The sequence below is a fragment of the Mycobacterium sp. genome, from assembly GCF_035314665.1.
Classification (GTDB): domain Bacteria; phylum Actinomycetota; class Actinomycetes; order Mycobacteriales; family Mycobacteriaceae; genus Mycobacterium.
Genome location: NZ_DATFZD010000027.1, coordinates 1 through 14,560 on the forward strand (window position 1 = coordinate 1; position 14,560 = coordinate 14,560).

16 protein-coding genes and 1 pseudogene are annotated in these 14,560 nt (G+C 64.7%); 6 read left to right on the forward strand and 11 right to left on the reverse strand.

All coding sequences use genetic code 11. From position 1 onward, the window contains the following. From VKI00_RS01915 to lmeA, 6 genes are all read right to left on the reverse strand, one after another. Positions 1-158, reverse strand: a 158-nt coding sequence (locus tag VKI00_RS01915; protein WP_324434904.1) for a DUF1416 domain-containing protein, incomplete at its 3' end; no start/stop codon positions are given. Between the two features lies 1 nt (position 159). After that, entirely contained in the window at positions 160-993 is an 834-nt protein-coding gene (locus VKI00_RS01920) for a sulfurtransferase (RefSeq protein ID WP_324434882.1), read from the reverse strand. Positions 994-1,013: 20 nt separating this feature from the next. Further along, positions 1,014-1,487, reverse strand: coding sequence for a DUF4395 domain-containing protein (locus VKI00_RS01925; protein WP_324434884.1), 474 nt, complete (start codon positions 1,485-1,487; stop codon positions 1,014-1,016). 94 nt (positions 1,488-1,581) lie between these two features. Next, entirely contained in the window at positions 1,582-1,701 is a 120-nt protein-coding gene (locus VKI00_RS33660; protein WP_414687098.1) for an Ms5788A family Cys-rich leader peptide, read from the reverse strand. Beyond that, positions 1,701-2,126, reverse strand: coding sequence for a thioredoxin family protein (locus VKI00_RS01930; RefSeq protein WP_324434886.1), 426 nt, complete (start codon positions 2,124-2,126; stop codon positions 1,701-1,703). The genes VKI00_RS33660 and VKI00_RS01930 overlap by 1 nt, the downstream gene beginning before the upstream one ends. Before the next feature lie 40 nt (positions 2,127-2,166). Then, positions 2,167-2,979, reverse strand: coding sequence for a mannan chain length control protein LmeA (gene lmeA, locus VKI00_RS01935; protein WP_324434888.1), 813 nt, complete (start codon positions 2,977-2,979; stop codon positions 2,167-2,169). Between the two features lie 184 nt (positions 2,980-3,163). Here lmeA and VKI00_RS01940 point away from each other — a divergent pair, with 184 nt between their 5' ends. From VKI00_RS01940 to pstB, 6 genes are all read left to right on the forward strand, one after another. Further along, positions 3,164-3,928 carry a response regulator transcription factor gene (locus tag VKI00_RS01940; RefSeq protein ID WP_324434889.1) on the forward strand — a complete coding sequence of 255 codons (765 nt, stop codon included), beginning with the start codon at positions 3,164-3,166 and terminating at the stop codon, positions 3,926-3,928. After that, complete coding sequence (gene mshD, locus VKI00_RS01945) at positions 3,925-4,872, forward strand: mycothiol synthase (protein ID WP_324434891.1); 948 nt, start codon at positions 3,925-3,927, stop codon at positions 4,870-4,872. The genes VKI00_RS01940 and mshD overlap by 4 nt, the downstream gene beginning before the upstream one ends. Before the next feature lie 176 nt (positions 4,873-5,048). Then, positions 5,049-6,107: a phosphate ABC transporter substrate-binding protein PstS gene (pstS, locus tag VKI00_RS01950; protein ID WP_324434906.1), complete on the forward strand. Its 1,059-nt coding sequence runs from the start codon at positions 5,049-5,051 to the stop codon at positions 6,105-6,107. A 48-nt stretch (positions 6,108-6,155) separates the two neighbouring features. Then, entirely contained in the window at positions 6,156-7,181 is a 1,026-nt protein-coding gene (gene pstC / locus VKI00_RS01955; protein ID WP_324434893.1) for a phosphate ABC transporter permease subunit PstC, read from the forward strand. Further along, entirely contained in the window at positions 7,178-8,110 is a 933-nt protein-coding gene (gene pstA / locus VKI00_RS01960; RefSeq protein ID WP_324434895.1) for a phosphate ABC transporter permease PstA, read from the forward strand. Before pstC ends, pstA begins: the two co-directional genes overlap by 4 nt. Continuing rightward, entirely contained in the window at positions 8,103-8,879 is a 777-nt protein-coding gene (pstB, locus tag VKI00_RS01965) for a phosphate ABC transporter ATP-binding protein PstB (RefSeq protein ID WP_324434896.1), read from the forward strand. Before pstA ends, pstB begins: the two co-directional genes overlap by 8 nt. Here the strand turns inward: pstB and phoU are convergent. The 5 genes and pseudogenes from phoU to VKI00_RS01990 all read right to left on the reverse strand — a co-directional run. Continuing rightward, the gene (phoU, locus tag VKI00_RS01970; RefSeq protein WP_324434898.1) at positions 8,876-9,544 is read right to left on the reverse strand and encodes a phosphate signaling complex protein PhoU; all 669 of its coding nucleotides are present in this window, start codon (positions 9,542-9,544) and stop codon (positions 8,876-8,878) included. The two genes, pstB and phoU, sit on opposite strands and share 4 nt — an antisense overlap. 110 nt (positions 9,545-9,654) lie before the next feature. Further along, a complete protein-coding gene (locus VKI00_RS01975) occupies positions 9,655-11,643 on the reverse strand; it encodes an LCP family protein (protein WP_324434908.1) in 1,989 nt (662 codons plus the stop codon). A gap of 376 nt (positions 11,644-12,019) precedes the next feature. Next, positions 12,020-13,153, reverse strand: coding sequence for a tRNA dihydrouridine synthase DusB (gene dusB / locus VKI00_RS01980; protein ID WP_324434900.1), 1,134 nt, complete (start codon positions 13,151-13,153; stop codon positions 12,020-12,022). A gap of 6 nt (positions 13,154-13,159) precedes the next feature. Then, on the reverse strand, positions 13,160-14,173 hold the full coding sequence (locus VKI00_RS01985) for an acyl-ACP desaturase (RefSeq protein WP_324434902.1): 1,014 nt from the start codon (positions 14,171-14,173) through the stop codon (positions 13,160-13,162). Positions 14,174-14,274: 101 nt separating this feature from the next. Further along, positions 14,275-14,560, reverse strand: a pseudogene (locus tag VKI00_RS01990) (TetR/AcrR family transcriptional regulator); the annotation flags it as partial.

Genomic DNA, 14,560 nt, shown 5'->3' on the forward strand with positions numbered 1-14,560 from the left:
ACCTCGGCGGTGAACTCGTTGGAGGAGTCCAGCAGGCGCACGAACGCGCCGCCAACGGCCTGGCCGTCTCGGTCGACGACCCGACCGGTGATCACCGTCTCCTTTTCCAGGTCGACGCTGGCCGGCAACGTCTGTCCTTGCTTCGGTGCAGAGCACATATCAGCTTCCCAACTCGATCGGGGCGCCCACCAGGGAGCCGTATTCCGTCCAACTGCCGTCGTAGTTCTTGACATTCCGATGCCCGAGGAGTTCTTGCAGCACGAACCAGGTGTGCGACGACCGCTCGCCGATCCGGCAGTACGCGATGGTCTCCTTCGAACCGTCCAAACCGGCGCCGGCGTACAGCTTGGCCAGGTCGTCGTCGGACTTGAAGGTCCCGTCTTCGTTGGCGGCCTTACTCCACGGCACGTTGATCGCACCGGGGATGTGGCCGGGCCGCTGGCTTTGTTCCTGCGGCAGATGGGCCGGCGCCAGGATCTTGCCGGAGAACTCGTCGGGGGAGCGCACGTCGACCAGGTTTTTCACGCTGATCGCGTCGAGCACCTCGTCGCGGAACGCCCGGATGGTGTTGTCGGGCGCCTTCGCGGTGTATGACGTGGCGGGTCGCGTCACCGTGTCCTTCGACAACTCCCGCCCGTCGAGCTCCCACTTCTTGCGACCACCGTCGAGCAGCTTGACGTCGTCGTGGCCGTAGAGCTTGAAGTACCAGTACGCGTAGGCGGCGAACCAGTTGTTGTTGCCGCCGTAGAGGATCACGGTGTCGTCGTTGGCGATACCGCGATCGCTCAGCAGCTTGGAGAACTGCTGGGCGTCGACGAAGTCACGCTTTACCGGGTCCTGCAGATCGTCACGCCAGTCCAGCTTCACGGCCCCGGCGATGTGGCCACCGTCGTAGGCGCTGGTGTCCTCGTCGACCTCGACGAAGACGACGTGGTCGGCATCGAGATTGCTCTGGGCCCAGTCGGCGGAGACCAGGACGTCGGAGCGTGCCATATGGGAAATCCTTTCGGGAGTTACGCGGGCTCAGAAGTCCTGGAGGCGGGCTTCAGATGCACGACGAGTGGGTAGAGCTGGCAGCCCAGGCAGATGCCGAAAGCCGCGTTGAGAAAAGCTGCCATCAGGGCTGCGCCGGTGGCGACGAGGCCGACCAGGGGCGCGCCGGCGGCGAATCCGGCCGCGCCGATGACGGCGAAGATCAAGCCGACCAGTTGGGCGAACTTCAGCGGCGGCACCGGCTCCCGCTCGCGGACCGGTCCCAGCCGTGGGGCCACGAGATTGGCGAACACCAGTCCATAGGGATGACGACGCGGGCCGCCGACCGCGCCGATAGCGAAGACGACGGCTTGCAGGCCCAGGATGACCGCGGCGGCCAGCGGGCTGACCCCGGAGACGATGAGGGTGATCACCAGCACGCCGGCGGTGATCCAGGCGACGAATCTTGGCCCGCGAACATCGACTTGGTCGGTGCTCTTGGTGCTCGACATCATGCTGCTCCTAGCTGCTTGTGCAGGGGTATGGGGGACGCGCGCCAGGGTGTTCGTTCCTAGCTGCTCCGAGCGCGGCGCGAGAAAACGCGGCTACTCAGCAACTACAACAACAGCGGCAACCCGCGACGCGGCACAGGTCGACTGCGCGGCGCTTGGTGAGCATGAGCTCAAGGCGGGCGGACACGTCGGACAGCTTACCCAATGGCCACACCATCAAGCCAACAGCGGAGCCAGCGCCGACCGCAGGTCATCGCCTTTCGGAACACCCGCCGCACGGTATCGCTGTCGCCCCCCGGCATCGAAGATAAATGTCGTGGGCAGCGACAAAACCGAAAGGCGTCGCGCGGCGGCTGGATTGGCGTCCATGTCGATTTCCACGTGCGCCACGTCGCCAAGGCCATCACAGACCTGGTTGACCACCCGGCGCACCTGCGTGCACGGCGCACACCACGACGCGCTGAAATGCACGACGGTTGGCCCGTCAGCCGACAGGCCCAAGTCGCTGGTGTCCACTTCGCCTGCCGTTGTGCGATCGGTCGCCCGGACCTGACCGGCACGCCGGTTCAGCAGCCACCCGACGACGGTCGCCACTGCCAGCGCAGCCACCAGCGCCACGATCGCTGAAATCACCAGCGCCACTCCTCCCCATCGCTGCGCCCTGCATCGTCGCCGGCGCAAATCATGCCTGGTTAAACCCGTCGAGAGTGATGGTTAATCCCGTGGTGATGCCCTCGATGATGACCTCGGAGCCGCGGGCGCCCTGGCTCGTCGGTGCCACCCCGAACGGAAGTCTTTGGTCGGGCAGCTGGCCGGCGAACGCGGCCAGCACCGCGTCGCGCTTGTCGTCGGGGACCTTTTGGTTGGCGGTATTCGGGCCGGTCAGCACCCCGGTTGGGGTGAACACCAGCGTGGTCTTGTCGTCGCCGGCCATCGAGAGGTCGACGGAGACGCTGACCAGTTTGTCGAAGTGGGCCGATTTCGGGGTGCCGGTGAACACCAGACCGTGGCTGCCGGAGATCCCCGATTCGGTAGTGCCGCCGCTCGCGTTGTTGGTCTCCTGCGGCGGCGCCTCGACCATCAGATCGCGCATACCGATGTAGCGGCCAAGGTGAAGCGAGTCGATGATGATCCGGCTCTCCAGCTTGCCGACCCCAAGCTTGGCATCCGGTCGGATCAGCCACGACGCGTCGGTCAGGTCGACCGAGTGCATGGTGGCCTCAAGCGTGGCCTTGCCGATCACCGGACGGTCCACTCCGGCGGCCTTGATCTCCACGTCGCCGTACCGACCCCGCATCGCCTGGAGGACTACCGGAAAGCCGATAATCGCCACGAATGGGTCGAAATCCAGGTGTGCCGTCTCGCGAACCGTGCGGGCCAGCCGATACTCCGCGTAGATGCCGGCGCCGAAATCGACAGCCGCGGCTCCGACAAGCACGATCACGACCGCCAGCAGCACCGCCGTCGCACCGACCAGCACTTTACGCATCCGCATATTGTGGCGTACCGCGTCGCCGTTGAAGCTCTGGAATGGTCTCCGGGGACCGTTGCGGTCTGCGCGGTCCGCGCGCTGAACACCAGCCTTCACGCTATCGTTAAACAACCTGGCCGATAACTTCACATCTTGCACATCTCGCCAATGGATGTGGGAGACGCCTTTCCCACGACGCTGGAGGGGCTTGTTGGACCTATTGTTACTAACCGCGGAGCCGCACCCGGACGTGGTCCTGCCGTCGTTGTCGCTGCTCGCCCACACCGTGCGCACAGTGCCTCCCGACGTGTCTTCCCTGCTGGAAGCGGGTAGTGCGGACGTTCTGATCATCGACGCGCGGCTCGACCTGCCTGCAGCCAGAGGACTATGCCGGTTGCTGGGTTCGACGGGCCGCTCAATTCCGACGGTGGTGGTGGTCAACGAGGGCGGCCTGGTGGCCGTCAACGCGGACTGGGGTTTGGACGAGATCCTGCTGCCCAGCACCGGGCCCGCCGAGATCGATGCCCGGCTGCGACTGCTCATCGGACGGCGGGGCAGCCTGCAGGACCAGGAGAGCCTGGGCAAAATCACTCTTGGCGAACTGGTGATCGACGAGAGTACTTACACCGCCCGGCTGCGCGGACGTCCGCTGGACCTCACCTATAAGGAATTCGAACTGCTGAAGTACCTGGCGCAGCATGCCGGCCGGGTATTCACCCGGGCGCAGCTGTTGCACGAGGTGTGGGGGTACGACTTCTTCGGCGGCACCCGCACTGTCGACGTGCACGTGCGCCGGTTGCGGGCCAAGCTCGGGGCGGAGTACGAATCGCTGATCGGCACGGTCCGCAACGTGGGTTACAAAGCGGTCCGCCCCACCCGCGGCCGGCTACCGACCGGCGAGCCCGCCGCCGACATCGAACCGGAAGTAGATGGTCGCCAAGAGCCGCTGGTCGATCCGCTCCGCAGCCAGTGACGTCACCCGAGTGGCGGGCGGTGCTGGCGGCGCAGGAGCAGCAGCAGATACGTGAACTCGTCAGCACCGCAGCACAATTCGATGACGTGGCACCCGTTGGCGAGCAAGTTCTGCGGGAGTTGGCACATCAACGCACCGAGCATCTGCTGGCCACCGGTCCCGATCCAAGCGGCGGCGATGACCGAGACGCGCGGGTCATTGGCTACCTGAATCTTTCTCCGGGGCAGGAAGACGGGTTCGCCATGGCGGAGTTGGTGGTGCATCCGCAGGCCCGGCGGCGCGGTATCGGCGCTGCGATGATTCATGCTGCACTATCCAAAACCGCTGGGCGGAACCGTTTTTGGGCGCACGGAACGCTGGAGTCGGCCCGGGCGACGGCATCGGCGTTGGGTCTGGTGCCGGTTCGCGAACTCATTCAGATGCGCCGCTCGCTGCACGGCGTTACCGCGCCAGCCGTGCCCGAGGGGGTGCGCATCCGGACCTATGCCGGGGCCGCCGACGACGCCGAACTGCTGCGGGTCAACAACGCCGCATTCGCCGCGCACCCCGAACAGGGCGGCTGGACCGCGACTGATCAGGCCGAGCGACGCGCCGAACCGTGGTTCGACCCGCAGGGGCTGTTCCTGGCCGTCGACGAGAAGACGAACACCTTGCTCGGCTTTCATTGGACGAAAGTGCATTCCGACGAGCCCGGCCTGGGCGAGGTCTATGTCGTCGGCGTCGATCCCTCGGCGCAGGGCAGCGGCCTGGGTGGCCTGCTGACGTCCGTAGGGGTCGCATTCCTGGCGCGCCGACTGGCCGACGCCGCCGAGCCCACGGTGATGCTCTACGTCGAGTCGGACAACACCGCCGCGCTGCGTACCTACCGGCGGCTGGGATTCACCCAGCACAGCGTCGACACCGCCTATGCGGCGGCCACACCAGGCCCGACCAGCGACGGCTGAGCTGTTCACTCCGCGTTCACGCGGCAGGTGGTCGCCGTCCACGCCCAACGCATACTTTCCGGGTAGCTCGGCAACTGCGGCCGGGACAGTAAGTCGCGGCCACAATCCTTGAGAAAGTGAGATCAGTGAAGCTCGACCCGGGGAGCAGGGCCCTGGTGGCCGCGGTGTCGACGGCAATGATCGCGGGCCTTATGTTGACCGGCTGCGGTAGCGATAAAAACCTTCACGGGATGTCGGCACCGACCGGACCGGTGTACTGCGGCGGTAAGAGCGCCCTGACCGCTGAGGGCTCGACGGCACAGCAAAACGCGGTCGCGCAGTTCAACATGGACTGGGCTACGCTGTGTCCCGGTAAGCAGTTGGCGTATAACCCGACCGGGTCGGGTGCCGGACGTGACCAGTTCATCGCCGCGCATGTGGATTTCGCCGGCTCAGATTCACCGCTGAGTCACGACCAGGTCGATCCGGCCGCGAAGCGCTGCGAGGGAAACCCCGCCTGGAATCTGCCGATGGTGTTCGAGCCGGTTGCGATTGCCTACCATCTGGACGGTGTCAAGCAGCTGGCTGTCAGTGCTGATGTGCTGGCCAAGATCTTCAGCGGCTGGATCACCAATTGGAACGATCCGGCGATCGCCAAACTCAATCCCGGAGTGGGGCTGCCCGACACCAGGATTTCGCCGATCTACCGGTCGGACTCCTCGGGTACCACCGATAACTTTCAGAAGTATCTGGTCGCGGCCGCACCGAATAGTTGGACCAGGGGCACCGGCAGCGAGTTCCTGGGGGGCGTGGGTGAGGGCGCGCAGAAGTCCGCCGGCGTCATCCAGGCCGTGCAGTCGACGTTCGGCGCCATCGGTTACGTCGAAAAGGGTTTCGCCGATCAAAGCGGTGTGCCGTACGCGCGGATCAACGACGGCGGCGGCGCGGTGCAGCTCACCGACGACGCCGCTCGCAAGGCCATCGACAACGCGACCTTCGCAGGCGTGGGCAACGACTTGAAACTGAACCTGAAATCGCTGTACAGCACCAAAGCGCCCGGTGCTTACCCGCTGGTGCTCGCCACCTACGAAATCGTCTGCTCCAAGGGCTACGACCCCGCCACCACCGACGCGATCAAGTCGCTCTTCACCGTGGCCGCGAACAACGCGCAAAGTGGTCTCTCGGCCGAGGGTTATGTTCCGTTGCCGGATAAGTTCAAACAGCGCTTGATCGCCGCGATTAACGCAATCCAATGAGCAAACTGATTGACTTCTGGCTCAGAGCCGTTGATTGATGGGAACGCCGTGACGACACCAGATCCAGCCGATGCCGGTTCGGGTGAGGTCGTCGATGCGCCTTCCCTGCGGTCGCCGGCGGCGCCCGCCCTGCGCTGGGGCAGCCGGAAACCTGGTCTTGGTGACCGGCTGTTTCGCGGCCTGTCCGAGGGCTCCGGTGTCCTGATCGTTGTTTTGATCGCCGCAATCGGAGTGTTTCTGCTCATCCGTGCGATCCCGGCCCTGGCGCGCGACCAAGAGAATTTCTTCACCTACGGCGGCAACTGGGTCACCACCAATACCTCGGCGATGCATTTCGGCATCTTCGACATGCTGCAGGTGACGGTGTTCGTGGCATTGTTCGCTCTGATCCTGGCGATGCCGGTTGCCCTGGGCATCGCGATATTCCTTACCCAATACTCACCGCGCCGGGTGGCCGGGCCGCTGGCCTATATGGTCGACCTGCTGGCCGCGGTCCCGTCGATCATCTACGGGGTCTGGGGCCTGTATGTGTTGGCACCTCGGTTGCGACCGACCGCGACCTGGCTCAATGAACACCTGGGCTGGCTGTTTTTGTTCGCGACGGGCAACGTCTCGGTTTCCGGTGGCGGCACCATCTTCACCGCCGGGGTGGTCCTGGCGGTGATGATCCTGCCGATCATCACCGCGGTCACCCGCGAGGTGTTCATCAAAACGCCGCACGGCCACATCGAGGCCGCGCTGGCGCTCGGAGCCACCCGCTGGGAGGTGGTCAAGACCGCGGTGTTGCCGTTCGGACGCTCCGGCTACATCAGCGGCGCCATGTTGGGTCTGGGCCGTGCGCTGGGCGAGACCGTCGCACTTCTGATCATCCTGCGCGGCACCCAGGTGGCGTTCGGCTGGTCTTTGTTCGACGGCGGTTACACCTTCGCGACCAAGATCGCCGCTACCGCAGCGGAATTCAACGACCACTACAAAGCCGGCGCCTATATCGCTGCAGGGCTGGTGCTTTTCCTGCTCACCTTCGTGGTCAATGCGCTGGCTCGCGCCGCGGTCGCGGGCAAGGACACCCAGTGACCTCGATTCTGGACCGCCCACTCAAGGCGCGGACGTTCACCGTCGTCAGCCTGCGCCGACGGCTGGCCAATGCGATCGCCACCGTGCTGGTGATGCTGTCGGTGGTGGTGGCCCTGCTACCGCTGGTGTGGGTGCTCTATTCGGTTGTGGCCAAAGGCTTGAGCGCCGTCAGATCAAGCGTGTGGTGGACGCATTCCCAAGCCGAAATGACCGCGTTTCTACCCGGAGGCGGCGCCTACCACGCCATCGTCGGCACGGTCCTGCAGGGCGTGGTATGCGCGATCATCTCCGTACCGATCGGCATTTTCGTCGCCATCTATCTGGTCGAATACGGCGGCGACACCCCGCTGGCCAAGCTGACCACGTTCATGGTCGACATCCTCACCGGGGTTCCGTCGATCGTGGCGGCGCTGTTCATCTATGCACTGTGCATCGCCACGCTGGGCTTCCCCCGGTCCGGTTTCGCGGTGTCGCTGGCGTTGGTGCTGCTGATGCTTCCGGTGATCGTGCGCGCGACCGAGGAGATGCTCCGGATCGTGCCGGACGACCTGCGCGAGGCCAGTTTTGCGCTGGGCGTGCCGAAGTGGAGGACGATCGCCAGAATCGTGCTTCCAGCCGGGTTGTCCGGCATCATCACCGGCGTCATGTTGGCACTGGCCAGGGTAATGGGGGAGACCGCCCCATTGCTGATCTTGGTGGGTTATGCGCAGGCGATGAACTTCGACATGTTCGCCGGCTTCATGGGCTCGCTGCCCGGCATGATGTACGACCAGACGTCGGCCGGTGCGGGTGCCAACCCGATTCCGACCGATCGGCTGTGGGGCGCTGCCCTCACGCTGATTTTGCTGATCGCAGTTATTAATGTGGGCGCCAGAGTGGCTGTGAAAGTCTTCGCGGCCGGAACGCTAGGCAGGAGTTACAGTGGCTAAGCGGTTAGACCTCAAGGAAGTCAACATCTATTACGGCTCGTTTCTGGCCGTCGCTGACGTTTCGCTATCGGTTCTGCCCCGCAGCGTGACGGCGTTCATCGGCCCGTCGGGCTGCGGCAAGACGACCGTGCTGCGGATCCTGAACCGGATGCACGAAGTCGTCCCGGGTGCCCGCATGCAGGGCAGCGTGCTGCTCGACGGCGACGACATCTACGGCTCGGGAATCGATCCGGTAGGTGTGCGTCGTGCGATCGGAATGGTCTTCCAGCGACCGAATCCGTTCCCCACCATGTCAATTCGCGACAACGTGGTGGCCGGGTTGAAGCTGCAGGGCGTGCGCAGCCGAAAACTGTTGGACGACACCGCCGAACACGCCCTGCGCGGCGCCAACTTGTGGGACGAGGTCAAGGACCGGTTGGACAGGCCGGGTGCTGGTTTGTCCGGCGGTCAGCAGCAGCGGCTCTGCATCGCGCGCGCCATCGCCGTGCAACCCGATGTGCTGCTGATGGACGAGCCGTGCTCGGCGTTGGACCCGATTTCGACGATGGCGATCGAGGATCTGATCGCCGAGCTGAAGCAGGAGTACACCATCGTCATCGTCACCCATAACATGCAGCAGGCGGCGCGGGTCAGCGACCACACTGCGTTCTTCAACCTGGAGGCTGTTGGAAAGCCGGGCCGGTTGGTCGAGATCGACGGCACCGAAAAGATCTTCTCCAACCCGACCCAGAAGGCCACCGAAGACTACATCTCCGGCCGCTTCGGCTAGTGCGAGTGTGAGACGGCGTCGTCGTCGGGAAACTGGCCGGTCGCCTGGAAAATGACCCGGCGGGCCACCTCGACGGCGTGATCGGCGAACCTCTCATAGAACCGGCCCAGCAATGTCACGTCGACTGCCGAGGCGACCCCGTGCTTCCACTCGCGGTCCATCAATACGGTGAACAGGTGGCGGTGCAGGTCGTCCATCGCGTCGTCTTCTTCGCGGATGCGCGCCGCCTTTTCCGGGTCCCGGGACTGCAGCACTTCCTGCGCGCTGTTACCCAATTCCACAGCCACCCTGCCCATCTCGGCGAAGTACCCGTTGACCTCTTCGGGTAGCGCGTGCTGTGGGTGACGCCGGCGGGCAATCTTGGCGACGTGCAGTGCGAGCGCACCCATCCGGTCGATGTCGGCGACCATTTGGATTGCGCTCACGATCGACCGAAGGTCGCCGGCGACGGGTGCTTGCAAGGCGAGCAGTATAAAGGCGCTCTCCTCGGCCTGGGTGCTCAGCTCTGCGATCTTCTCGTGGTCGGAGATGACCTGCTCGGCCAGTACCAGGTCTGCCTGCAACAGTGCCTGAGTTGCCCGTTCCATCGCGACACCGGCCAGCCCGCACATTTCTCCAAGCTGTTCGGAGAGCTCAGACAGCTGTTCGTGGTAGGCGGTACGCATATTGCCAAGCCTACGTTCTCGGTCGGGGGACCGGCATGAACCCGCATGAAGTGGGGTATGAACTCGCGGTGAATGCCGGTTTGCATTCAAATCTTCGATCGCGTTAGCGGCTATTCACAGGAGGTGTCGGCGGCGTTGGTCACCGACAGATCGTCCGGAAGTTTGGTTGGTGTACTGGTGGTGTTGCGCTCGACCTGCAGGCTGACCGATGAGCCGCTGGGCGGCGGAGCGCTGAACGAGGAGAAGTCCGACCCGAGAACCACCTGCACCACTTTGCCAATTCCGGTGACCCGCTGGACCTTTGGGTTCCTCAGAGTCGCCGCGACCGTGGCGGCAGCCTGTTCATTGCCGGCAGAGAAGAACACTGTCGTGGACTTGAGCGGGTCCGGGTAGTCGTCCGGGGTCTTCGTCTTGAAGCCCTGGCGCTTCAGCTGTGAGCTGGCGGTGGTGGCCAGCCCTGACTTGGCGGTCGAGTTGGACACCTGCACGGTGACATTCTGTGGTGCCGTCGTCAATGCCTGAACCTGCTCGGGATGCGGCTCTGGCGACGGACTGGACTTGGTTTGTGGTGCTTTGCTGGTGAGCGCCTTTGTCGGCGGGCTCGACGTCGCATTCAGGTCGTTTTCTCCCGGCAGCGGATCGTCGTTGATGATGGCATCGAAAAGCGCCCGCATGTCGGAGGTCCGCGGCGGCTCGTCGCCGTTTTCGTCGGTGATGCCGGTCGGTACGGTCACGAACGAGACATGCCCGGCGCTCATTCCCTGCACCGACTGGCCGAGCTGGACGAGGTCCTTGGTCTTGACGTTGTCGACGTAGCTGTTCTTGATGAAGGTATTGACGACGTTGTTGAGCTTGTTCAGCGAAAAGAAGGTGTCCTGGGAGATCAGCGAGCGCAGCAGCGACGACAGGAACAGCTGCTGGCGTTTGATGCGTCCGTAGTCGCCGTTGTTCTCGGTGTTGACGTTGCGGGCTCGCACGTAGTTCAGCGCGGTTTTCGAGTCGATCCGTTGACGTCCGGCGTGGGCCAGCACCGTGCCGAGTTCGTAGTCATACAGCGGGGTGGTGCTGCACACGTCGACACCGCCGAGCGCGTCGACCATCTTGGCGAAGCCGACGAAGTCGATCGCGATGAAGCGATTGATGCTCAGCCCGGACAGCTTCTGGATTTCCTTGACCAGACACTTCGGGCCGCCGAACGAGAACGTCGAATTCAATTTCGTCTCGGTGTAGACGTTTCTGGGGCCCCATTTTTTGGTGTCGGAATCGTAGATTGGACCGTACTCGCCGGTGTCGGGGTTCCAGGCCTCGCATTGGATCGGCGTGATCGCCAGGTCGCGCGGAAACGACACTGCGACAACCCGTTTCCGGTTTGCCGGAATGTTGACCAGAATGACGCTGTCCGACCGGGCGCCGCCGGCGTCCTCGGTGTCGCCGGCGCCCATCTCACTGTTCGCCCCGGCCCGGGAGTCCATGCCGACAATCAAGAAGTCCTCGTCGCCGAATTGTGCATTCGGATCGACGATGTCGCGTGACTGAGGGTCCAGAGCGCTGACCGTGTTGAGCCGGTCGTTCTTTGACGCGCTCCACTGCCAAGCCCCGCCGGTCAGCGCCAACGCCGCCGCCGCGATCGCCGCGGCCATCAAGCGGCCGAACAGCATCATCGCGTTGCGTCTGCGACGCGGCTTCCGCTCCAGAATCTCGTCGGCTGGGGGGTGGTCGAGGATTCGCGCCGGTCGCGTCCGCGGCGGTGTTTTCGGCAGCACGGTGGTCTGCTCGACGTCGGCGTCGTATCCGTTGTCCTGCTCGTCGCTGGGCTGATCCGGCTCCGGTTCTGGCGGCTCGGGGTCGGGAACCGCGTGATGGCGGCTTGGCCGGACCGCCGTTGCACCGCCCATCTTGGCGATCAGCTCGGCGACGGTGAGCCCGCCATCGGTATGGCATCCGCGCGGCTCGCCGTCTTCGTCGTCGACGGCAGGCTCGGTTGGCGGCGACGCTGGCGGTGCCGATACCGGGCGCGGGGTCCACCGATGGGCGACGGCGACTCGTTGCCCTCCCTGCGAAGGCGCTGCGAATCGCTCCCACGGCGCGGCGCCACGCATTCCCGTCGTCGCTCCGGCAAGCCCTGCGTTATCGGCGTCGTGGCCGTGAGTGGCTGCATCGGCGCCAGCGTCGCCGTCACTCATGTCCTACACGGCCTCCGAATCTGGATGAGGTGCCCGACCTGTTGTGCGCGTACGTCATTGCAGCGCCGGCGGTGGCAGCGCTGCCGATCCGCACGACCGGTGTGGTCACGTCGTGTTGTAGGGGTCGTGCGGTGGTGATAGCCCGAGCTTCTTAGGGCTTCGCCACTGGTGCGCGACACAACAAGATCCACATCGTACTGAGGAATTTATGAGAACGCGATCTCGGGATCGAGCTCAATGGTCCGGCTTCTCCTCAGGCCGTTCCGGCCTGCATCGTCGCCGGACGCTGACTTCAGCCGCCCGAATGCATGATGTCGGCCCCCGCCGGCACCGTGCAGTCGTCGGGGTCGACTAGCCAGCCCTCCGGCAGGGCCACCCGCGCAGGCGATCCCTGGCGTCCGCGCGGCCCCGTAGCCGCGGTCGGGAATGGCACGCTGGGGTCGAGTTTGTCCAGCAGCATGTCGAGTTCGCCCCGTGTTTTGACCAGCGCCAGAGCCCGTCGCAGCTCGGATCCGGCGGGGAAGCCGTGCAGGTACCAGGCGATGTGCTTGCGGATGTCGCGCATGCCCTTGTCTTCGCCGAAATGCGCGTCGAGCAGCTCGCCGTGCCGGCGGATGATGTTGGCGACCTCGCCGAGATCGGGCGGTGCGGGCGGCGGGCTGCCGGTGAACGCGGCCGAGAGCTCGGCGAACAGCCATGGCCGGCCCAGGCAGCCACGGCCGATGACGACGCCGTCGCACCCGGTGACGGCCATCATGGTCAGCGCATCGCTGGCTTCGAAGATGTCGCCGTTGCCGAGCACCGGGATCGTCCGCACATGCTGCTTGAGCTGGGCGATCTGCTCCCAATCCGCGGTTCCGGAATAACGCTGAGCCGCGGTGCGGGCGTGCAAGGCGACCGCGGCCGCCCCTTCGGACTCCGCGATCCGGCCCGCGTCGAGGTGGGTCGGGTGAGCGTCGTCGATGCCGATCCGGAACTTGACGGTCACCGGGATGTCGGTGCCCTCGGTGGCGCGCACGGCCGCCCCGACGATCTGGCCGAACAGCCGCCGCTTGAACGGCAGCGCCGCCCCACCGCCGCGGCGGGTGACTTTGGGCACCGGGCAGCCGAAATTCATGTCGACGTGATCGGCCAGGCCTTCGTCGGCGACCATTTTGACCGCCGCATAGGTGGTCGCGGGATCGACGGTGTAGAGCTGCAGCGATCGCGGTGATTCGTCGGCGGAGAACGACGTCATGTGCATCGTGACGGGATGCCGCTCAACAAGGGCACGCGCCGTCACCATCTCGCACACGTAGAGGCCGCTGACCGTTCCGACGCGTTCCTGCTCGAGCTCGCGACACAGAGTGCGGAATGCAACGTTCGTCACACCCGCCATCGGAGCCAACACCACCGGGCTGGCCAGCGCGATGGGACCGATACGCAAGGCTGGTTACCGCCGGCTCAGCGTCAACGTGCCTTCGGTGTGATGCAGCTCCTCGGCGGTGATCTTCTTACCGGTGCGGATTTCCCGCTCGAGCTGGCGCTGCTTGGACAGCTCGAACTTGTCGCAGGCCACCTCGAGCTCCTTGATCAGGACAGCAAGATCGTCGCGCAACCGGGCAGCCTCGCCACTGAAATCGTCGCGCTCGAAGATGCGCCACTTCTTCAACACCGGCATCACGACCTCATCGAGGTGGATGCGCGGGTCGTAGACGCCGCCGACTGCGATCATCACTGCTTTGCGGCGAAACTCCGGCACCGAGAATCCGGGCATCTTGAAGTTGCGCAGCACCCGGTGCAACGCATGCATCGCCTTGTTCGGCGCGATCTCCAGGCCGGCTTCGGTGACATCGCGGTAGAAGATCATGTGCAGATTCTCGTCCTGCGAGATCTTGGCCAGCAGTTGATCGGCGATCGGCTCGTTGCAGGCCTTGCCGGTGTTGCGGTGTGAGACGCGGGTGGCCAGTTCCTGGAATGTGACGTACACGATCGAGTCGAACAGGTTCTCGGACAACAGGTCGCCCTGCTGGTTCTGGCCGGGGCTGAAACCCCTATTCACCACCTCCATACGCAACTTCTCCAACTCGATCGGATCGACGGCGCGGGTCACCAGCAGGTAGTCGCGTAGCGCAATCCCGTGCCGGTTCTCCTCGGCGGTCCAGCGGTTGACCCACTGACCCCACGCGCCGTCCATGCCGAAGCTCATCGCGATCTCGCGGTGATAGGAGGGCAGGTTGTCCTCGGTCATCAGGTTCTGCACCATGGCGACCTGCGCGACGTCGGACAGCACGGACTGCCCGGGCTCCCAGTCCTGTCCCCCGAGTGCATAGAAGTTCTTGCCGTCCGACCATGGGATGTAGTCGTGCGGATTCCAGGGCTTGTGCACGCTCAGATGCCGATTCATGTACTTCTCGACAACCGGTTCGAGTTCACGCAACAGGTCCAGGTCTTGCGGATCCGGCACAACGCCTCCCAGTTATCTGTGTCGGTCGGTTTCAGCAATATATCTGTGTATGCCGGTGACATTCAAGTTCCGACCCGGCGACAATAGTTCGTGTCGGGCCGCTAGTGTGTCGAGGCCCTGCTGAGCAGCATGTCTACGCAGTAGTCGATGAATTGCTCACGGCTGGCCGCCAGCCGCCCGTCCAGGTAGGCGGTGAACAGGGCGGTCAGGCCGCCGATCAAGCTGGTGGCGATCATCTTCTGCCGGACCGGGTCGCCGATTTGGGTCAGCTTGCGTTGTAGCAGCTCGATGAAGCTGGGCATCCACTCCGCGCCGGACCTAACCAGAACCGGCTCCACCGCCGGGGCCAGCAGCAGCACCCGGCCGCGGACCGGGTCGTCGACCATC

Excerpts from the sequence above, each read along its gene's own strand:
- lmeA (WP_324434888.1), bottom strand. The coding sequence starts at position 2,979 with ATGCGGATGCGTAAAGTGCTGGTCGGTGCGACGGCGGTGCTGCTGGCG.
- pstS (WP_324434906.1), top strand. The coding sequence starts at position 5,049 with ATGATCGCGGGCCTTATGTTGACCGGCTGCGGTAGCGATAAAAACCTT.
- VKI00_RS01925 (WP_324434884.1), bottom strand. The coding sequence starts at position 1,487 with ATGATGTCGAGCACCAAGAGCACCGACCAAGTCGATGTTCGCGGGCCA.
- VKI00_RS01975 (WP_324434908.1), bottom strand. The coding sequence starts at position 11,643 with ATGCGTGGCGCCGCGCCGTGGGAGCGATTCGCAGCGCCTTCGCAGGGA.
- VKI00_RS01920 (WP_324434882.1), bottom strand. The coding sequence starts at position 993 with ATGGCACGCTCCGACGTCCTGGTCTCCGCCGACTGGGCCCAGAGCAAT.
- phoU (WP_324434898.1), bottom strand. The coding sequence starts at position 9,544 with ATGCGTACCGCCTACCACGAACAGCTGTCTGAGCTCTCCGAACAGCTT.
- VKI00_RS33660 (WP_414687098.1), bottom strand. The coding sequence starts at position 1,701 with ATGGTGTGGCCATTGGGTAAGCTGTCCGACGTGTCCGCCCGCCTTGAG.